Genomic DNA, 19,158 nt, shown 5'->3' with positions numbered 1-19,158 from the left:
CCCGGTAATGACCAACGACGACGCGACCGAGACGAACCGGCGTGACGCCCCCGACGACCGGCGGGCGGGCTCCCGCGGCGGTACGGCCGGACGCACCGCGAGACGTGCCGATCGGCCCACCCGCCGCCGGTTCCTCGCGCTCGGCGGCGCGGCGGGAGCCGTCGCGCTCGCGGGGTGTAGCGCCGAGCCGACGGACGGCGGAGACGCGAGTGGCGGCTCAGACGGGACTGACGGCGACGACGAAGCGAACGGAAGCGACGGCGAGGACGGGGAGGACGGCGAGGGCGGCTCCGACGGCGACGACGAGACCCCGACCCTCACGGTCGCGACCTACAGCAGCTTCATCGACGCGCCGTCGGTGAGCCCCGGCGAGTGGCTCAAAGAAGAGTTCGAGTCGCGGGTCGACGCCGAACTCGAATGGGCGACCCCGGACAACGAGGTGAACTACTACGTCGAGCGCGCCGGTTCGGGAGTCTCGATCGACGCGGACCTCTACGTCGGGCTCACCACCGAGGACCTCGTGCGCGTCGACGAGACGCTCGACGACGACCTGTTCGTCGAGCGCGGCGAGGTCGAGGGGTTCGACGACGTGCGGGAGGGACTGCTGTTCGACCCGTTCGACCGCGCCGTCCCCTTCGATACCGGCTACGTGAGCCTCGTGTACGACGGCACCGCGATCGAGGCGCCGGAGACGTTCGACGGCCTGCTCGACGACGAGCACGCGGGCGCACTCATCGCGCAGAACCCCGGTGCGTCGTCGACGGGGCGGTCGTTCCTGCTCCACACGGTCCACCGGTTCGGCGACGGGTCGGACGGGTCGGTCGAGGGCGGCGACGGCGACCCCGACTACGACTACCTCGACTACTGGGCGGAGCTGCAGGACAACGACGTGCGCGTGCTCGGGTCGTGGGACGACGCCTACAGCGCCTGGAGCGGGGGCGAGGCCCCGATGGTCGTCTCCTACTCGACCGATCAGGTATTCGCGAACATGGAGGGACAGGACCTGGAGAAACACCAGGTCCGCTTCCTGAACGATCAGGCGTACGCCAACCCGGAGGGGATGGCGGTCTTCGCCGACGCCGACGAGCCGGCGCTCGCCCGCGAGTTCATGTCGTTCATGCTGGAGCCGGACGTGCAGGGGCAGATCGCCGAGCGCAACGTCGCCTTCCCCGCGACTGACACGGCCGAGCTCCCCGACGACTACGCCGAGCTGGCGCAGGAGCCCTCCGAACCGGTGACGTTCACGTACGACGAGCTCCAAGGCTCGGTCAGTGAGTGGGTCGAAGACTGGGAGCGGCAGTTCGCCGGGAACTGACGGCAGCGTGTCCGACGCCAGCCCCGGTGCCGGCGAGGGCGGCGACGCCGCCGACCCCCGCCGAGGCCGCTCCCTCCGCGACCGCCTCGCGCGACGCCTCCGCGGTCGCCTCCTGACCGCGCTCGCGGTCGTCACGAGCGCCGTGCTCGTCGCTGCGTTCTACTACCCGGTCGGGACGGTCCTGATCGAGGCGGTCGTCGTCGACGGCGCCCCTACCCTCGCCGTCTTTGCCGAGCTGCTCCGCGACCCGTTCTACTTCGGGGAGTTCGCCCGGCTGTTCGCGGGCGAGTCGCCGGTGGCGGTCGCGCGCGCCCTCCTCTCGCCGGACCGCCGGCTCGGGATCGTCGGGTTCACCGCGTATCAGGCCGCGCTGTCGACGGTCGCCAGCGTCGCCCTGGGGCTCCCGGCCGCCTACCTGCTCGCGCGCTTCGAGTTCCCGGGGCGGCGCACCCTGCGGTCGCTGACGATCGTCCCGTTCGTGCTCCCGTCGATCATGGTCGCCGTCGGCTTCGTCGCCACGTTCGGCACCAACGGGACGCTGAACGCGGTCTTGGCCGCCGTCGGGCTCCCGCCCGTCGACCTCATGTTCACGCTGGAGGCGATCGTGATCGCCCACGCCTTTTACAACGCGCCGCTCGTCGCTCGGGTGACGACCGCGGCGTGGGAGTCGGTCGACGCGAGTGCGGTCGAGACCGCCCGGAGCCTCGGCGCGGGGCCGGTCCGGGCGTTCTTCGACGTGGTCGCGCCGCAGGTGTACCCCGCCGTGCTGACCGGCGCGGCGCTGACGTTCGTGTTCACCTTCGGCACCTTCCCCATCGTCCTCGCGCTCGGCGGGTTCCAGTTGGCGACCGTCGAGGTGTTCGTCTACCGGCTGGTGCGCGACCTGAGCTACGCCGAGGCCGCCGCGCTGGCGATCGTCGAACTCGTGATATCGCTCGGCGTGCTGCTCGCGTACCTGCGGTACGAGGCGAAAAACACGGTCAGCTCGCGGGGCGTTCGGCCCCTCCCGCGTAAGTCTCTGACTCCTTCGGCGCCGTCCCTCCGGGAGGTCGTCCCCCGACTCGGACTCGCCGCCTACGCCGTCGTCGCGGGGCTCGTCTTCGTCGCGCCGATCGCCTCGATGGTCCTCGCGAGCGTCATGGGCGGGGACGGCGCGCTCACGCTCGACCACTACCGGTTCCTCCTTGACCGCCAGCAGACGGGGGCGGCGTTCCAGGTGCGGCCGTGGCCCGCAATTCGCAACTCGCTGACGTTCGCGAGCGCCGCGACCCTGCTTGCCCTCCCGATGGGCGTCGTCGTCGCGGTGCTGACGACCCGGCGGTACCGCGGGCGGAAGCTGGTCGACGCGGCCGCGATGGCCCCCCTCGCGGTCTCCGGGATCATCGTCGGCCTCGGGCTCCTCCGGGGGCTCGTCTTCGGCGTCGAGATCGCGGGCTGGCGGTTCGCGGCGACCGGCGCGGTCGCCATCGTCGTCGCGCACGCAGTCGCGGGCTACCCCTTCGTCGTCCGGACGGTCGCGCCCGGGCTCGAGGGGCTCGACCGCTCGCTGATCGAGTCGGCGCGGGCGCTCGGCGCGTCGCGGGCGCGGGTGATCCGCGACGTGGAACTCCCCCTCGTGTGGCCGGGTGTCGTCGCGGGCGCGGCGTTCGCGTTCGCCATCTCGATCGGGGAGTTCACGGCGACCGTCGTGCTCGCAACCGGCGCCGACGCGTACACGATGCCGGTCGCCATCGAACGCTTCATCGGGCGCCGGCTCGGACCGGCGACCGCAATGGGCGTCGTCCTCCTCGTGGTCACCGGGCTCAGCTTCGTGGTGATCGAGCGGCTCGGAGGTGAACACCGTGGGTTCTGAGTCGGGAGGCGAGGGGGCTGATCCCGCCGTCGAGCTCGACGGCGTGACGAAGCGATACGGCGACACCGCCGCCGTCGACGACGTGACCCTCCGGGTGCGCGAGGGGGAGTTCTTCACGCTGGTCGGCCCCTCCGGCTGCGGGAAGACGACCACGCTCCGGCTGATCGCGGGGTTCGAGGAGCCGACCGCGGGGGCGATCCGCTTCTCGGGCGAGTCGGTCGCGGGGGTACCGCCCGAGGACCGCGACGTGGGCGTCGTCTTCCAGAACTACGCGCTGTTCCCGCATATGACCGTCGGCGAGAACGTCGGCTACGGACTCAACTTCGCCGATCCGCCCAAAGGAATGAGCCGCTCGGAGCGCGTCGACGAACTGCTCGAACTGGTGGACCTCCCCGACGCCGCCGACCGCGACCCGGAGAGCCTCTCGGGCGGGCAACAGCAGCGCGTCGCGATGGCCCGCGCGCTCGCGCCGGGTCCCGACCTCCTCCTGCTGGACGAGCCGATGAGTGCGCTCGACGCGCAGCTCCGCGAGCGCCTCCGGGTGCAGGTCCGGCGCATCCAGTCGGAGCTCGGGATCACCACCGTCTACGTCACCCACGATCAGGAGGAGGCGCTGGCGATCTCCGACCGCATCGCGGTGATGCGCGACGGGCGGCCCGAGCAGATCGCGCCCCCGCGGACGGTGTACCGGGAGCCGTCGAGCCGGTTCGTCGCGGAGTTCGTCGGCGACAACAACGTGTTCGCTGGGCGGGTGGTGGACGTCGAGGGTGATGAGGTGGGGAGAGAGCTCCGAATCGCCGTCGTCGATGTCGGCGGCGAGACGCTCCGGGTGGGGGTGGACGAAGGGGTTGAGGTGACTGTTGGCGACCACCTCACCTTCTGCGTCCGGCCCGAGTACCTCCGGATCGACGAGGGAGAGAGCCGACTCACGGCGACCGTCGCAAGCGCGGAGTTCCTCGGCGAGACGACTCGGGTGACCCTCGACTGGGGCGGCCGCGACCTCGTGGTCCGGACGCGCGACCCCCTCTCCGGCGAGGTCGTCGTCGGCTTCGATCCCGAAGACGCGCACGTGATCGGGATTGGCGAGGAGTGAGTGCGACGATTTATAACTGAACGAGGCGGTGGCGCGCCTCCGAGCGGGCCATCGGCCCGCGAGGAGCCCGTGAGGGAGTCGGTCGCCCGAGCGAAGCGACGGGCGACCGACGAGGCTGGGGAGGCGTGAGGCTGCGGTGCTGTGCGGTGCGGGGTGGGACTCAAAGGGGCAGCCGCCGGCGACACCGCAACGAGGGAGCGAAGCGACCGACTGGGGACCGCAACGAGTGTGCGCCGCCCTCCCGTAGGGCTTTGGAGGAGTTCACCGTCGATCCGCCGATAGCAATCATTTATAAGCGAGCGGCTGGGCCTTTGAAGTCGTTCACAACCGATACACGGTCACGACATCGATCGAGGGCGACACGCATTACCGCTCCGAGCCGCTACCCTGCGTATGGCCTCGGAGTCCTGTTTCGTCTGCGAGCGGTCCGTCAGGATCGCCGGCGGGATCGGCGACCTGTGGAACTTCGCGTTCGAGTCGACACAGGGAATGACCCTCGAACTGACGGACGGCTCCGAATTCTTCCTCTGTTTCGAGTGCATGGAGCAGCTGCCGGACGATCACGAACCAACCGAAGCGGATGTCGACGCCCTTCGCGAGCGCACCGACCCCGTCGAGGAGGACGGGAACGACTTCTGGCACTGGGGGTAGACTCGATCGCCGGCGGTAGAGGTACGGCCGAGCGACGACTCACTCCCGCTGCGTCCCGAACGCCTTCAGCGAGTCCTTCTTGAACGGCGCCGTCGAGAGCAGCGAGACGACATCGCCCGTCTGAAACGCCGTGTCACCCTTCGGCGTGAGCACGTCGCCGTCGCGTTCGATGCCGACAACGTGGGCCTCTCGCGAGATCTGTCCGGACGCGACCGCTTGCTCGATGGTGTTGCCCGCGATTTCGGCGTCCTCCGAGACGGAGAACTCGGCGACTTCGGCGTCGCCCGCCAGGCTCATGAAGTCGGTCAGCGACGGTCCCTTCGGGACAGTCTCGGGACCGAACGGGTCGTACGGCCTGTGGTACTCCCCCTGCATCACGCTCTCGTCTTCGATCGTCAGCCCGAGATCAGAGAGCTCGCCGGCGACGTGGTTGATGTCGTCGGTGTCCGCACCGACTACGGTTACGAGGAGGTTGCCCGAACCGGACATCAGTTCTTGGACGCCCACGACCCCTGATACGTCCAACGCCGACTGCGCGAGCTGCGTCCGCTCCGGAATCGGGGCCGTACACCTGAACAGGTAGGTGATGTACCCGCCGATCGACTTGTAGTCGATGTCGGCGAGATAGCCGCGGAGGATGCCCTGCTCTTCGAGTTGGTCGATCCGGTTTCGGATCGTCGCCGGCGTCACCCCCATCTCCTCGGCGACCTCCGATGTCGCCGTGTTCCGCGCGTCCACCCCGAAATAGTAGAGGATTCGCTTGTCTATTTCGTCGATGCGGTGTTCCATACTTGAACAACGATCGGACGCCACAAAGGATTTCCCATAACTGTTCTCTCTGGGAATATTACTTTTCCAAAAGAAATCTACGCACTCTCTAGATTAGGAGAAGAAAAATCAAAAAGCAATATTTATGCTTAAGCGAAAATTTGAGGCAGAACAGGTTCCGAAACGGAAACACACGATGATTCCCGGTCGATCTCCGGGACCATCTCGGCCGGAATCGAACCAGCCGTCACACACTCACACCATGACTTCATCCGACATCGATCCCCCTGACGGCGTCTCGGACGACGTGATCGCTGCCCTCGAAGACTGCAGTGACACGCAACTCAGGGAGATCATCCATTACGCCCAACGGCTCCTCCGAGACCATCCGTCGCTGACGGACGCGATCGAATCTAGAGGCGACGAGGAACTTGTCTACACGGAGGACCACGGCGCGTACACGATCGCCGTCGTGGAGCGTCCGACAGAGACCGGCTGGACGCGCGGCCCGTTCGCGTACAGGGTCAACTGGGAGCCCACAAAGGATGACGGGGACGGTCAGTACCGGTGGCACTACCTCGGAAAGCTCCACGGTGAGCCCGACGGGGAGGGACGATGAGTGAGTGCTCCCACCGAATCGGCGGTCCGGTACCCGACCGTGACTGCCGGCCGAGCGACCGGGACGCGAGCCCGCGACTCGGACCGGGAATCGCCTGAGAAACCGATCGATCACAGACACGAACACAACCCATGTACATCATCATCGTCGGAGCCGGCGACATCGGTACGCCGCTCATCGAAATCGCAACACGCGCCGGGTACGAGGTCGTCGTCATCGAGTCCAACTCGGAAAGGGCCGACGCGGCCGCGAGCGACTACGACTGTATGGTCCTCAACGCCGACGCAACGGTCAAGGAGAACCTCGTCGACGCCGGAAGCGACCGCGCGGACGCGATCATCACGACGACCGATCAGGACGCGACCAACGTGATGGTCTCGCTGCTAGCACAGGAACTCGACGTTCCCAACGTCGTCTCGGTCGTCCACAACCCCGAGCACATGAACCTGTTCCGCCAGATCGGCGTGAACACCATGCAGAACCCGCAGCGGCTCATCGCGGAGTCGCTCTTCCGGTCGGTCGATCGCCCCTCTATCGTCGACTACATGCGGGTCGGCGAGGTCGCAGAGGTGTTCGAGATCACGGTCGCCGACGAGGCGCCGATCGCCGGGAAGACCCTGATTGAGGCCGACGAGGAGGGGCTCCTCGGCGACGAGACGCTCGTCGTGGCCATCGAACGGGACGACGTAGACTCGCCGATCACGCCGCGTGGACGGACTCGAATCGAAACGGGCGACCTGCTGACCGTCTACTCCGGGACCGGCGCGACGCCGGACGTGACAGACATCTTCGGTCACTACGAGGATCAGGAGAACGGCTCGAACGGGGTGCGACTGTGACCGTCAGTCCGGTCTCGTGGGTCGATCGATCCAACGCGGGTGACTCATGAGAGTCAAGACGGACACCGTCGGACGCGACGTGGGTCGCATCGTCCAGGCCGTCTCGCTGATGATGCTGATATCGCTCGTTGTGGCGGCGGTCAACGGGGAGTTCTACACGGTCCCCGCGTTCGTGGTCTCCGCGGTCGTCATGGCGGGGATCGGCACTGGATTGGTCCGGCGGTACCGCGGCGCCGATCCGCCGGAGAAACGCGAGGCGATGGTCACTGCCGCCACGGCGTGGGCGTTTGTCGGCGTCCTCGGCGGGCTCCCGTTCGTCCTGATCGCGTGGACGATCCAGGTGAACCCGTTTCCCGTCTGGATGAACACGCCGCCGATGGACTCAACGACCGTGGTGTTCCTCGACCCTCTCGACGCGGTGTTCGAGAGCATGAGCGGCTTCACCGGGACCGGGCTCACGATGGCGGCCGTCGAGGAGGAGCTCCCCCGGGCGATCCACTGGTGGCGGTCGTTCATCGAGTGGGTCGGAGGCGTCGGCGTGATCGTCTTGACGGTCGCGATCCTCCGTCGTTCCGGCGGGAGCAGCGGTTCGTACACGCTGTACGAGAGCGAGGCGCGCTCCGAGAAGATCCACCCCAGTATCGTGACGACCGTCCGCGAGATCTGGAAGATCTTCGTCGGCCTCACGCTCGGTTCGATCGCCCTGTTCCTACTCGCCGGGATGCCCCTGTGGGACGCGATCAACCACGGGATGACCGGCATCGCGACCGGCGGGTTCTCCGTCCACGCGGACTCGATCGGCCACTACGGCAGCCCGCTGATCGAGTACGCCACGGTCCCGATCATGGTGGCGGGGAGCATCGCGTTCCCGATTCACTACCTGATCTTCAAAGGGGAGCTCCGGAACTTCTACGCCGACCTCCAGACGCGGTGGGTGTTCATCTGGTTCACCGTCGGGTCGCTCGTGTTGACCGCGATCCTCTACGCGAACGGCCAGTACGCCACGCTGGAGGAGACGTTCCGAGTGAGCCTGTTCCAGTTCGTCTCCGCGACGTCGAACACCGGCTTCGGGAGCACGTCGATCGGCGGGGGAACCGAACGCGTCTGGACCGCGGGCCCGACGCTGTTCGCCTGCCTCGGAATGTTAACCGGCGCGGCGGCCGGGTCGACGGTGAGCGGCCTCAAGCTCATCCGCGTCATCACGCTGATCAAGGGGACGGTCTGGCAGATACAGGACGTGTTCCGACCGCAGGCGGCGATTCGCTACCTCCGGATCGGCGACCGGCGCCTCAGCGAGGCGCAGGCGCAGCGGGAGTACACCGAGGCGACCGTCGTGTTCCTGCTGTGGATCGCGTTCCTCGTGATCGGCGTCGCCGTCCTGCTTCGGGTCCTCCCCCCGACGTACCCGCTGGAGTACGTGATCTTCGACGTGATGAGCGCGCAGAGCAACGTCGGCCTCGACTCGGGGGTCACCGGGCCGACCATGCCCGAGACGGGGAAGGCGATGCTGATCGTCAACATGTGGGTCGGTCGGCTCGAAATCATCCCGGTCGCGGTGTTGCTCGGAGCGATCATCCGACGGTTCGACCGCTCCGCCTGACGGAGGCGTGAGGGACGCGGCTTCGGACCCCGCCTCGTCGGTCAGGCGCCGTCCTTCGAATCGCCCGTCGAGTCGTCCCCGGAGTCGTCGATCTCCGGCGTCGACGGCTCCGGTTCGACCCCGGTCTCGGCGGGCGTCTCGCTCGTCTCGACGATGTCGTTCGCCCCCGCGCCGCTGCCGAACAGCCGGGCGAAGACGCCGCGGTCGCTACGCTTCTCCGCGAGCAGTACGGAGCACTCCACGTCGCCGAGCACGTCCAACACGAGCGATCCGCGGACCAGCCGCGAGAGCAGGCCCTTCTGCGTTGCGCCGATGATGAGCATCGTCGCGTCGCGTGCGGCGCGCTCGATGGACGCCTCGACGTCGCCGCTCTCGATGCGCAGCGTCGCGTCCGAGAGGCCGTGTTCGTCGGCCCACGCGGAGAGGAACCGCCGCCCCTCGGCCTCGTCGTCGGCGACGTGCAGCAGCGTGACCTCGCTGCCGAACTCGGCCTGCAACATCTTCGCGACCGCGCCGGACAGGTCCGAGGCCGGGCCGCCGGCGGTCGGCACGAGGATTCGGGAGGCGTCGAAGCCGCGGTCGCGGAACACGAGGAAGTCGGAGGGCAGCGAGTGCGCCAGCTCGTCGACGGCGGACTCGGCGCGCCCCGGCGCCCCGTGGGAGTCCTCGCCCCAGCCCATCACGGTCATGTCAGCGCCGTAGGTGCGCGCGGCGTCGAACACCTCCTCAAACACGCGGTGCGAGAGGACGACGTGCGTCTCCACGTCGACGCCGAACGTCTCGGCGTCCTCGCGGGCCTGCGCTAACAGGTCGTGGGCCGCCTCGTGGGCGCCGCGGTCGCGAGCCGCCTCCAGCGAGGTCTGGTCGGGGACGTTCGCGATGTTGACCGCGACGACCGTCCCGTTCCGCTGCTTGGCGATGGCGGACGCGAGCGTGATCAGGTGCTCCTCGGTCTTGGGGTTCGCCAGCGGCACCATCACCCGGTAGTCGTCGCCGCTCGGCTGGACCGACGTGGCCGCGGACACGGCGGCCTTCGGGAGTTCGTCGGACCGATCGAGGATCCACGTCCCCAACACGCCGCGCGCCTCCACCTTCCCGCGGGCGTACAGCAGGTACCAGAGGACTGCGAAGGCGACGAGCCCGGCCGACAGCGCGATGATCCGCGGCTCGATGTACGCGATCAGCGCGAACGATGACAGCGTCCCGATTATCGGGACGGCGGGGTAAAAGGGGACCTCGAAGTCGGGGTCGTACCCCTCGACCTCCGACTCGCGCATCACGATCAGCGCGAGGTTGAGCAGCCCGTAGACGATGAGGTGGAGGACGGAGCCCATCGTCGACAGCGACTCCACGCCGCCGGCGACGAGGAACACGAGGATGAGCGCGCCGGTGAGCGCGATCGACTTGTAGGGGGTGCCGAACCGCTCGTGGATCTCGTTGAGCTTCGGGGTGACGATCTTCTCGCGGCCCATCGCGAAGTTGATCCGTGACGACGAGAGGATCGACGCGTTCGCCGAGGAGGCGGTCGCGAGCAGCCCGCCGATCAGGAGCATCCCGGCGCCGACCGCGCCGAGAGAGTAGCCGAACACCTCGTACTGACCGAACAGCAGCCTCGCTGCGTCGACGACCGCGGTCTCGTTGTTCGCGACGAGCTCGTTCGGCACCGCCGCGAGCAGCACCAGCAGGAACAGCGCGTACACGACCGTGACGATGACGACCGAGCCGAGGACCGCGAGCGGGAGGTTCCGGCCGGGGTTTTTGATCTCCTCGGCGACAGAGGTGATCTGGACGAAGCCGAGATACGAGACGAAGATGACCCCCGTCACCGGCAGTATCTCGCTCACCGTCTCCGGCGTCGTGAAGGGTCGTAGCGACGACATCTCGGCATTGAGAAGGCCGACGACGGTGAAGACGGCGAGGATGCCGAGCAGCGACATCACGATGACGATCTGGAGTCCGCCCGTCTCCTTCGCGCCGAAGTAGTTGACCGCGATGAACAGCAGCGCGCCGGCGAGCCCGATCACCTGCGCCGCCTCCAGCGTCACGATCCCGAGTCCGACCGGTTCGAGCCCGACGAGCGCGTTGACGTACTCGCCGAACCCGTACATGTAGAAGGCGGACGCGAACGCGAGCCCGAGCCAGTTCGCCCACCCCGCGATCGAGCCGAACATAGGCCCGAGCGCGCGGTTGACGTAGAAGTACGCCCCGCCGGACTTCGGCATCGCGGTCCCCAATTCGGAGGCGGACAGCGCGGTGAATAAGGCGATCACGCCGCCGAGAACGAACGTAGCCGCCGCGAGCGGCCCGGCACGGGCGACCGCGGTGCCGGGAAGCACGAAGATCCCGGCGCCGATCATCGTCCCGATCCCGATCGTGAGCGCCGCAAGCGGGCCGAGGTCCTTCGCGAGCTCCTCGTCGCCGCTCACGGCGGACCACCTCGGACGGTTGTAACTCTTCGGGCGTGTGTCATACCGTCTCTCTTGTCCCTGTTCGTATAAACCCGACTAATCCGGGCAACGGCGCCGTCTCCGGAAGGAGCGCGGCGATCCGTACCGACCGTCGCTCCGACCGCGGACGCGGCCGCGACGACCGCGACTTTCGAACGTATCACAAGGAACATACCCCAGCGCGACGCGATACGATCCATCAGGTGGATCCCGTGACGAAGAAACGCGAATACCGCGACGACTACGACGACAAGACGCTGTACATCCCCGGTCCGACCGAGGTCCGCGACGACGTGATCGAGGCCATGGCGGAGCCGATGTTCGGTCACCGGATGGACCGGATGACCGACCTCTACACCACCATCGTCGAGGACACGAAGACGTTCCTCGGCACCGACAACGAGGTCGTCATCCTCACCGCCTCCGGCACCGAGTTCTGGGAGGCGTCGACGCTCAACCTCGTCGACGAGAACATCCTCGTGCCGACCTGCGGGAGCTTCAGCGAGCGCCACGCCAACGTCGCCGAGCGGCTCGGTAAGGATGTCGACCGACTGGAGTACGAGTGGGGCGAGGCCGTCAAGCCCGAGGACATCCGCGAGCACCTCGAATCGACCGATAAACAGTACGACGTGGTCGCGACCGTGATGAACGAGTCGTCGACCGGCGTCCGCAACCCCATCGAGGAGATCGGCGACGTGATCAGCGACTACCCGGACACCTACTTCGTCGTCGACGCCGTCTCCGCCTTGGGCGGCGACCACGTCGACATCGACGACCACGACATCGACGTGATCTTCGCGTCCACCCAGAAGGCGTTCGCGATGCCGCCGGGGCTCGCGGTCTGCGTCGTCAGCGACGACGCCTACGACCGCGAGGTCGAGAAGGGCGACTCCTCGTGGTACGGCGGCTTCCGCCGCACCATCGACTACTACGACCGGAAGGGCCAGACCCACTCGACGCCGGCCATCCCGGTCATGTTAGCGTACCGCAAGCAGATGAAACACATGCTCGACGAGGGCCACCGCGCCCGCGACGGGCGCCACCGCGAGATGATGGAGTACGTCCACGACTGGGCCGACGAGCACTTCGCGATGTTCCCCGAGGCGGGCTACGAGTCGCAGACGGTCGCCTGCATCGAGAACACGCAGGGCATCGACGTCGCCGCGACCATCGAGGAAGTGAGCGAGGAGTACGACATGGCGTTCTCGAACGGCTACGGCTCGCAGCTCGGCGAGGAGACGTTCCGGATCGGCCACATGGGCGAACACACCGTCGCGAGCGTGAAGGAGCTCACCGACGCGATCGAAGACGTCGCGGACCTGTAGCGCGGCCGACCAGTCGGAGCCCTCTTTCAGTCGTCCCGCCGCGGTTCGACCAGATCGATCCGGTACCGCCGACCGCCCGGCTCCGTTTCCTCGACCCCGACGACGACGAACGACTTCTCGCCCACGTCGATCATGTCGCCCGGCGAGAGGGGGCCGTCGTCGCCGGACTCGCCGCGTCGCCGTCGGTTCTCCCGCGCGCGGCGGTCGGTGTCGCCGACGACCTCGGGTCCGACGCTGATCGTCCCGCTCTCGGCCGCGATCACGCGATTCCAGAACGCGTCCGAGGGCGGTTGCGGCCCCACGCGCTCGGCCAATTCGGCTCTCGTCAGTCGCTTCATCGTGTCACCGCCGATCGATCACAGCCAGAGCAGTTGTGCGTGTCGAGTCTCCTCGAACTCCAAGACGGTCTCCTCGTCGACGAGCCCGGCCTCGACCGCGACGCCGACGGCCTCGGTGCCGACGATGTTCGCGACCTGCGCGCGGTGGAGCCCCGCGACGACCTCCTCGGCGGTCGCCTCGACCGCGTCGTCGCCGCCGTAGAACTCCTCGCTGACGGTGATCGTCGCGCGCCCGTTGTCGTACGTCTCGCCGAGGCAGTCGGCGTCGCAGACGGAGACGAGCCGCCCCTCGGCGGTCTCGCGCTCGCGGAGGAGCATTCAGAAGCCCTCAGGCCCCTCGCCCTGGAGCTCTCGCTCCGGCTCCTCGCGGCCGCCGCCCTGCCCGCCGCGACCGCCGCGACCCCCTGCACCGGGCTGTCCGCCGGCTCCGGGGCGACCGCCCTGACGGGCCCCGCCGGGACCGGGTGCCTGGCCGGTCTGTTCCTCGACCATCTGCTCTTCCGCCTCGCGGCGGATCTCGTCGGCGCGGTCAGCGACCTCCTCGGCCTGCTCGTGCTCGCCGGCCTCTTCGAGCGCGCGGGCCTTCTCCTCTAAGACGCCCGCGCTCCGGTAGCCGAGGCGGATCGCGTTGTCGAAGCAGCTGACGGCGTCCTCGGCGAGCCCGCGCTCGACCAGCAGGAACCCGCGGTTGTACCACGCTTCCGCGAAGCGCGGGTCGGTCTCGACGGCGCGCTCGGCGTGTTCGAGGGCCTGCTCGCCCTGCCCCGACTCCCAGAGTGCGTACGCGAGGTTGGTCTCGGCGGTCGCGGCGTGTTCGGAGTCGCCGTCGATGCGCAGCGCCTCTTGATACGCCCCGATCGCCTGATCGTACTCCTCGAGCTCCGCGTGGGCCGCGCCCTTGTTCACCCACGCCTCCTGGGCGTCCAGCGAGTCCTCCTCGGCGAAGCTGGCGGCGCGCTCGAACGTCTCCGTCGCCTCCTCGAAGCGGTTGATCCCCATGTACGACAGCCCCACGTCGACCAGGCGCTCGACGTCGACGGCGTCGCTCTCGACGTTGCGCTTGTCCATGATGTCGGTGAGGACGCGGGAGTCGACGGGGTCGACCGTGTTCGGGTCGGCGTCGATCTCCTCGGGGTCGAGGGTGAACTCCTCGTAGCCGGCGTCGACGCCCTGCCCGGCGGAGAACTCGTGGCGGTCGTCGTCGCGTTCGTCGGTCATATACCCGGTTTTGACGGTCACGACGCGTAAGGGTTGCGTCGGAGCGTCGCGGTGAGGATGCGCCCGCCGCGTCCGTCACCTCGCCCGATTACTCCAGATCCAGCAGCGCCGCGACCTCGTCGAGGTAGTCGTCGTAGATCCCGACGGCCGACTCGATCGGGTCGGGCGAGGCCATGTCGATCCCCGCGAGTTCGACGACGTCGAGGGGGTAGTCGGAGCCGCCCGCCTTCAGCATCTCGCGGTAGTCGGCGGCCGCGGACTCGCCCTCGTCGAGGACGCGCTCAACGATGGCGGCGGCCGCGGAGATGCCGGTCGCGTACTGGTAGACGTAGAAGTTGTAGTAGAAGTGCGGAATCCGCTCCCACTCGCGCTCGATGCCGCCGGTCAGCTCCGCGGGCGCGTAGTAGTCGCCCTTGAGGTCAGCGTAGATCTCGTCGAAGGCGTCGGGGGTGAGCGCCTCACCCGCCTCGACGCGCTCGTGAATCCGCTGTTCGAACGCCGCGAACATCGTCTGCCGGAAGAGGGTCGAGCGGAAGCGTTCGAGGTACTCGTCGAGCACGTGGGTGCGGAGTTCGTCGTCCTCGACGGTGTCGAGCAGGTGGTGGGTGAGCAGCGTCTCGTTGACGGTGGAGGCGATCTCGGCGACGAAGATCTCGTAGCTCGCGTCGTGCCACGGCTGGGCGTCGCCGGCCAGCTCCGAGTGCATCGAGTGGCCCAGCTCGTGCGCGAGCGTGAACATCGAGGCGATGTCGTCCTGGTAGTTCAGCAGGATGAACGGCTGGGTGTCGTAGGTGCCCGACGAGAACGCGCCCGAGCGCTTCCCGCGGTTCTCGTACACGTCGACCCACCGCGAGTCGAGCCCCTCGGCCATCCGGTCCTGATACGCCTCGCCGAGCGGCGCGACCGCCTCGATCACCCACTCGCGGGCCTGCTCGTACTCCACGTCGGGGCCCTGATCGCCCGTCAGCGACATGTAGAGGTCGTGGCTCTGCAGCCCGTCGACGCCGAGCGCCTCCTCCTTCAGCTCGGCGTGGCGGTGGAGCACGTCGAGGTTGTCGTCGACGCTGTCGACGAGGGTGTCGTACACCTCGACCGGGACGTTCGAGCCGTCAAGCGCGGCCTCGCGCGCCGAGTCGTATCCGCGGATCTCGGCGCTCGTCGCGTGCTCTCTGACGGCCTTTTCGAGAGAGGTGCCGACCGTGTTGCGGACGCTCGCCCACTCGTCGTAGAACGTCTCGTGGACGCGCTCGCGGAACTCGCGGTCCGGGTTCTTCTGGAGCTTCGTGAAGTTCGCCTGCGTGATCTCCACCTCCTCGCCGTCGGGGTCCTCGACGACGCCGTAGGTCATGTCGGCGTTCGTCAGCATCGAGTAGATCTCGCTCGGCGCGTCGGTGACCTCCGACAGGTCGGCGAGCACCTCCTCGACCTCGGCCGAGCGCGTGTGTGCTTTCATCCGCAACACGTCGTCGAGGTAGTGCTCGTACTCGGCGAGGGCGGGCTCGGCGTCGACAAAGGACTCCACCTCTTCCTCGGTGAGCGACTGGAGCTCCGGTTCGAGGTAGGAGATCGCGCTCGACGCCTCGGAGCCGAGCGACGACGCCTTCGCGGACATCGCCTGATACTCCTGGTTCCGGGTGTCCTCGGCGCTGCGGAGCCGGGCGTACGTCGTCACCCGCTGGAGGTCGCGGAAGATCTCCTCGCGCAGCTCCAGCAGTTCGAGGAGGGTCGCGGCGTCGTCTGTGACGCGTCCCTCGTAGGCCGCCAGCTCGTCGATCCGTTCCGAGACTGCCTCGTACGCCTCTTCCCACGCCTCGTCGTCGGCGTAGATGCTCTGGAGGTCCCACTTGTACGCCTCGTCGATCTCTGCCCGCTCGGGAACCGAACTCATACTACGAGATTCGCCGCCGGGGCACTAAGGCTTGTCAAACGCGGAAGTTCGCGTGAGGGGCGTCGGCCGTCTCCCCCGCCGGTCACTCCCCCGCCGTCCACTCCGCGAGGTCGACGACGAGCACGAGCGCGTCCTCGCCGTCCCGGTAGTAGTTCGAGACGCGGCGGATCGGGTCGAACCCCTCGTCCGCGTACAGGGAGCGCGCCGCCGCGTTGCTCTCGCGGACCTCCAGCCGCACGACGGCGACGCCGACGGCGTGGAGCCGCGCGAGTGCGGACCGCAGCAGCGTCCGGCCGATCCCTTCCTCGCGCGCCTCTGGGTGGACCGCGAGGTCCTTCACGTGGCCGATGTCGCGCCCGTGGTTCGGGGTGGAGTCCGCGACGACGTAGCCGACGACCGCCCCCTCCCGCTCCGCGACGAGGAACGCGGGCTCGTCGAGCAGCCGCTCGAAGGCGTCGTACGGCCACGGGTCCGAGAAGCACGCGCGCTCGATCCGCACCACGGCGAGTAGGTCGGCGCGCTCGACCGGCCGGACGGTCGCGTCGACGGGGGTCACGGGTCGGATTGGCCCGCGAGAGAAATAAACGCGACGGGACGGCGCGGCGTCGACGAGGGGGCGGCCCGGACTCAGCGACGGAACGCCGCCGCGCCGACAGCGGTCACCCGTCGATCCAGGGCTCGCCCGTGTCGGCCGCGTCGGGGTCGGGAGCGCGGACCACGAAGCACGCCCCGTCGGGGACCCGCACGTCGTCGGGACTCGCCGGGTCGGCGTCGTCTCCCCGGAGGTCGACCGTCCAGCCGTGCGACTCGACGACCTCGCGGACGATGTCGAGCCCGTAGCCGGTCCCGTCCTCGCGGGTCGTGAAGCCCGGGTCGAACACCTCCTCGCGGTGTGCCGGGTCGATCCCCGGGCCGTCGTCGGCGACGAGGAACCCCTCGTCGGTCGCGGTCACGACGACGGTGAGGGGCGCGTCCTCGCCGCCGTCGGTCGCGTGGGCGTCCCCGCCGCCAGCACCGCCTTGCGCGGCGTGTTCCGTCGCGTTCCGGAACAGGTTCTCGAAGGCCTGTTGCAGCCGGCCGCGGTCGCCGCGCACCCGAGCGTCGGCGCCCACGACGAGTCTCGCATCCGCGCTCCCGGCGGTGTCCCACGCCTCGCGGGCGACGGCCCCGAGCGCGAACTCGGTCGGCTCGTCGATCCCCGAACCCTGTCTGGCGAGCGTCAGCAGCTCCGAGACCAGCTGGTCGATCCGGTCGACGGCGCGCTCGCCGCGCTCCAGGGGCTCGGTCTCCCCTTTCAACTGCGCCATCTCCATCGACGCCCGGATCACCGACAGCGGGTTCCGGAGGTCGTGGGAGACGATGCTGGCGAAGCGGTCGAGCCGTTCGTTTCGGTCCGTGAGCCGGCGTTCCCGCGCCTTTCGCTCGCTCACGTCCCGCGAGTTGATGAGCAGGCGCCCGACCGCGGCGTCGGCCGGTAGCGACCGCGTCCGGGACTCTAACCAGACCCAGTCGCCGTCGGCGGTGCGGTAGCGGTACTCCATCGTAGGCGTCGCGTCGGAGTCGTTGAGTGCGCGGTAGAACCGCTCCGTCACGCGCTCGCGGTCGTCCGGGTGGACGTAGCCGAGCGGCGAGCGTCCCACGGTCGACCCCTGTTCGTACCCGAGCACCTCCTCGACCGACGGGCTCTCGTAGCGCACCCGGCCGTCGCCGTCGACGACGGTGACGAGATCCGTGCCGTACTCCAGAAACTCACGGAACCGCTCCGGGAAGGCCGATTCCGAGTCGACGCGGCGCGCGGTAACGACGCGCCCCCCGAACTCGGGGGCCAGCTCCTCGTCGACGACGGACTCGACCCAGACGAACCCGCCGTTGGCGTGGCGGAGCCGGTGGGTGACGACGCGGTCGGTCGCGACCGCAGAGAGCGCGTCGGAGACGGGCTCGCGGTCGTTCGGATGGACGCGGTCCAACAGGTTCTCGCCGGCGAGGGACGCCCGCTCGACCCCGAGTACCGCGGGCACCGAGGGGCCGGCGAAGAGCACCTCGCCGTCGACCGCGACGGCCGAGACGAACCGGTCGGCGCCCGGGACCGACGGGCCGGCCGACGCAGTGGAGTCGGGCAATCCACCCGCGTCGGGCCGCCCGCCGGTCCACGACTCGCCGTCCTCGTCCCTCGGTCCGGGACCGGTGCCGTCGCCGGCCTCGTCGATCGGTTCCCGTCGGTCGTCGTCGCCGCGGGCGGTCGACGGGCGGTCGGTTGGACGGAGGGTCACGCTGATTCTGTTTCCCTTTCGGACGCGATCGGATAAAGCTGCGCCCTAGAAATATCACAAGAGATAATCAGAGAAGATATCGGACGACTACGGGCGATTTCCAGTCATCGAGTCGGAAATTCTCGGTCGTCGAGCAGAGTTCCTCGTCCACCACCGCCGACCCCCGCGCGTACCGACAGTGGGACCGTCGAAGTCGACGAAGGGAGCGATTTCGAGTGGAGCCCGCACCTGATCGAAGATCTGGTTAAAGAGCGGAAGCCGCTTCGAGCCGCGTCGATCCCCCGCCATCGATCGATCCGACGACCGCAGTCAGAAGCGTTAAACGCTCGCCGCGGATATCCGGTCGTGAGGGCGCGTAGCTCAGCGGACAGAGCACTTGGTTCCGGACCAAGATGCCGCGGGTTCAAATCCCGTCGCGCCCGTCATATTTTCTGACGGGGTGGATTGACAGGACGGCGGCCGGGTGTATATAAGCCGAACCCCCAGTGACGATTTTGAGTTCGTCACGCAGCGTGACGGGGGTCGTCGCCTTCGTGCGGTTCGTGAAATACACGTGACGGAGTCGGGGTAAAGTCCTTTGGGTAGTTGGTAGTTCTAGTGTCAGAAGACTTATACAAAAGTTCGTATCCCGATCCTCAAACGGTCGGTACAGCGGTTCCAACCACCATCTCAATAGAACATTAATTCAACATATTTGAATCCAAGGCCTACATCTCGGCCGTATTTTCAACAGTCGTGATATATGTATCGAGAAAATGTTTTGTAATGACAATTCCTAATCCTGCAAGGAAGGAGGCATAAGTGGGTGTAGTCGGTGAGAAACTGTCTACTGACAGGACAAGACTATTAATAACTACTAAACTGACAGTTGCAATTGTTACAAGTTCGATAATCGTTTGAATATTTGTCTTCGTCCGGCTGTGTTGAATCGCTGT

The 19,158-nt window shown here is 67.9% G+C and carries 17 protein-coding genes and 1 tRNA gene; 9 read left to right on the top strand and 9 right to left on the bottom strand.

Features of this window, described 5'->3' with window-relative positions; translation table 11 throughout:
* Window positions 1-7 precede the first annotated feature (7 nt).
* The 4 genes from ACP96_RS00465 to ACP96_RS00450 all read left to right on the top strand — a co-directional run bounded on the left by ACP96_RS00465 (window position 8) and on the right by ACP96_RS00450 (window position 4,911).
* Complete coding sequence (locus ACP96_RS00465) at window positions 8-1,315, top strand: thiamine ABC transporter substrate-binding protein (protein ID WP_050031707.1); 1,308 nt, start codon at window positions 8-10, stop codon at window positions 1,313-1,315.
* 7 nt (window positions 1,316-1,322) lie between these two features.
* Complete coding sequence (locus tag ACP96_RS00460; protein ID WP_050031705.1) at window positions 1,323-3,167, top strand: ABC transporter permease; 1,845 nt, start codon at window positions 1,323-1,325, stop codon at window positions 3,165-3,167.
* Window positions 3,157-4,260 (top strand): ABC transporter ATP-binding protein, encoded by a 1,104-nt coding sequence (locus tag ACP96_RS00455; protein ID WP_082222420.1) that lies wholly within the window; start codon window positions 3,157-3,159, stop codon window positions 4,258-4,260. The genes ACP96_RS00460 and ACP96_RS00455 overlap by 11 nt, the downstream gene beginning before the upstream one ends.
* 393 nt (window positions 4,261-4,653) lie before the next feature.
* Window positions 4,654-4,911 carry a DUF7561 family protein gene (locus ACP96_RS00450; protein WP_050024715.1) on the top strand — a complete coding sequence of 86 codons (258 nt, stop codon included), beginning with the start codon at window positions 4,654-4,656 and terminating at the stop codon, window positions 4,909-4,911.
* A gap of 39 nt (window positions 4,912-4,950) precedes the next feature.
* Here the strand turns inward: ACP96_RS00450 and ACP96_RS00445 are convergent, their stop codons facing one another.
* Window positions 4,951-5,700, bottom strand: coding sequence for an Lrp/AsnC family transcriptional regulator (locus tag ACP96_RS00445; protein WP_050024713.1), 750 nt, complete (start codon window positions 5,698-5,700; stop codon window positions 4,951-4,953).
* Between the two features lie 241 nt (window positions 5,701-5,941).
* On the opposite strand from ACP96_RS00445, the gene ACP96_RS00440 reads away from it, so the two are divergent.
* The 3 genes from ACP96_RS00440 (at window position 5,942) to ACP96_RS00430 (ending at window position 8,737) form a co-directional block, all read left to right on the top strand.
* Entirely contained in the window at window positions 5,942-6,298 is a 357-nt protein-coding gene (locus ACP96_RS00440; RefSeq protein ID WP_050024711.1) for a hypothetical protein, read from the top strand.
* Window positions 6,299-6,429: 131 nt separating this feature from the next.
* A complete protein-coding gene (locus ACP96_RS00435; RefSeq protein ID WP_050024709.1) occupies window positions 6,430-7,137 on the top strand; it encodes a potassium channel family protein in 708 nt (235 codons plus the stop codon).
* A gap of 46 nt (window positions 7,138-7,183) precedes the next feature.
* On the top strand, window positions 7,184-8,737 hold the full coding sequence (locus ACP96_RS00430; RefSeq protein ID WP_050024708.1) for a TrkH family potassium uptake protein: 1,554 nt from the start codon (window positions 7,184-7,186) through the stop codon (window positions 8,735-8,737).
* A 41-nt stretch (window positions 8,738-8,778) separates the two neighbouring features.
* On the opposite strand, the gene ACP96_RS00425 is transcribed toward ACP96_RS00430, so the two are convergent.
* Entirely contained in the window at window positions 8,779-11,163 is a 2,385-nt protein-coding gene (locus ACP96_RS00425) for an amino acid permease (RefSeq protein WP_050031703.1), read from the bottom strand.
* 233 nt (window positions 11,164-11,396) lie between these two features.
* Here ACP96_RS00425 and ACP96_RS00420 point away from each other — a divergent pair, with 233 nt between their 5' ends.
* Window positions 11,397-12,509 carry a pyridoxal-phosphate-dependent aminotransferase family protein gene (locus ACP96_RS00420; protein ID WP_050031749.1) on the top strand — a complete coding sequence of 371 codons (1,113 nt, stop codon included), beginning with the start codon at window positions 11,397-11,399 and terminating at the stop codon, window positions 12,507-12,509.
* 26 nt (window positions 12,510-12,535) lie between these two features.
* Here ACP96_RS00420 and ACP96_RS00415 read toward each other — a convergent pair whose 3' ends face one another.
* From ACP96_RS00415 to ACP96_RS00390, 6 genes are all read right to left on the bottom strand, one after another.
* Window positions 12,536-12,847 (bottom strand): hypothetical protein, encoded by a 312-nt coding sequence (locus tag ACP96_RS00415; RefSeq protein ID WP_050031702.1) that lies wholly within the window; start codon window positions 12,845-12,847, stop codon window positions 12,536-12,538.
* Between the two features lie 18 nt (window positions 12,848-12,865).
* Window positions 12,866-13,165, bottom strand: a complete 300-nt coding sequence (locus ACP96_RS00410) for a DUF424 domain-containing protein (RefSeq protein ID WP_004047822.1) — start codon at window positions 13,163-13,165, stop codon at window positions 12,866-12,868.
* A complete protein-coding gene (locus ACP96_RS00405) occupies window positions 13,166-14,065 on the bottom strand; it encodes a tetratricopeptide repeat protein (RefSeq protein ID WP_050024722.1) in 900 nt (299 codons plus the stop codon).
* Window positions 14,066-14,153: 88 nt separating this feature from the next.
* Window positions 14,154-15,953, bottom strand: coding sequence for an oligoendopeptidase F (gene pepF / locus ACP96_RS00400; RefSeq protein ID WP_050024697.1), 1,800 nt, complete (start codon window positions 15,951-15,953; stop codon window positions 14,154-14,156).
* Window positions 15,954-16,035: 82 nt separating this feature from the next.
* Complete coding sequence (gene rimI, locus ACP96_RS00395; protein WP_050024695.1) at window positions 16,036-16,509, bottom strand: ribosomal protein S18-alanine N-acetyltransferase; 474 nt, start codon at window positions 16,507-16,509, stop codon at window positions 16,036-16,038.
* 103 nt (window positions 16,510-16,612) lie between these two features.
* Window positions 16,613-18,223, bottom strand: a complete 1,611-nt coding sequence (locus ACP96_RS00390; RefSeq protein ID WP_050031701.1) for a PAS domain-containing protein — start codon at window positions 18,221-18,223, stop codon at window positions 16,613-16,615.
* A gap of 349 nt (window positions 18,224-18,572) precedes the next feature.
* Here ACP96_RS00390 and ACP96_RS00385 point away from each other — a divergent pair.
* Window positions 18,573-18,645 (top strand) — tRNA-Arg (locus tag ACP96_RS00385).
* A gap of 285 nt (window positions 18,646-18,930) precedes the next feature.
* Here ACP96_RS00385 and ACP96_RS19440 read toward each other — a convergent pair.
* Window positions 18,931-19,158 (bottom strand): hypothetical protein (locus tag ACP96_RS19440; RefSeq protein WP_237561585.1); only part of this gene is annotated, 228 nt, incomplete at its 5' end.

The sequence above is a fragment of the Halorubrum halophilum genome, assembly GCF_000739595.1.
Classification (GTDB): domain Archaea; phylum Halobacteriota; class Halobacteria; order Halobacteriales; family Haloferacaceae; genus Halorubrum; species Halorubrum halophilum.
Note: the sequence above shows the minus strand (reverse complement) of the source record. Positions and strands in the feature narration are given on the sequence as shown.

Bases quoted from the DNA above. Each gene is read 5' to 3' on its own strand.
- ACP96_RS00410 (WP_004047822.1), bottom strand. From the start codon at position 13,165: ATGCTCCTCCGCGAGCGCGAGACCGCCGAGGGGCGGCTCGTCTCCGTC.
- ACP96_RS00405 (WP_050024722.1), bottom strand. From the start codon at position 14,065: ATGACCGACGAACGCGACGACGACCGCCACGAGTTCTCCGCCGGGCAG.
- ACP96_RS00440 (WP_050024711.1), top strand. From the start codon at position 5,942: ATGACTTCATCCGACATCGATCCCCCTGACGGCGTCTCGGACGACGTG.
- ACP96_RS00465 (WP_050031707.1), top strand. From the start codon at position 8: ATGACCAACGACGACGCGACCGAGACGAACCGGCGTGACGCCCCCGAC.
- ACP96_RS00430 (WP_050024708.1), top strand. From the start codon at position 7,184: ATGAGAGTCAAGACGGACACCGTCGGACGCGACGTGGGTCGCATCGTC.
- ACP96_RS00445 (WP_050024713.1), bottom strand. From the start codon at position 5,700: ATGGAACACCGCATCGACGAAATAGACAAGCGAATCCTCTACTATTTC.
- ACP96_RS00435 (WP_050024709.1), top strand. From the start codon at position 6,430: ATGTACATCATCATCGTCGGAGCCGGCGACATCGGTACGCCGCTCATC.
- ACP96_RS00450 (WP_050024715.1), top strand. From the start codon at position 4,654: ATGGCCTCGGAGTCCTGTTTCGTCTGCGAGCGGTCCGTCAGGATCGCC.
- pepF (WP_050024697.1), bottom strand. From the start codon at position 15,953: ATGAGTTCGGTTCCCGAGCGGGCAGAGATCGACGAGGCGTACAAGTGG.
- ACP96_RS00415 (WP_050031702.1), bottom strand. From the start codon at position 12,847: ATGAAGCGACTGACGAGAGCCGAATTGGCCGAGCGCGTGGGGCCGCAA.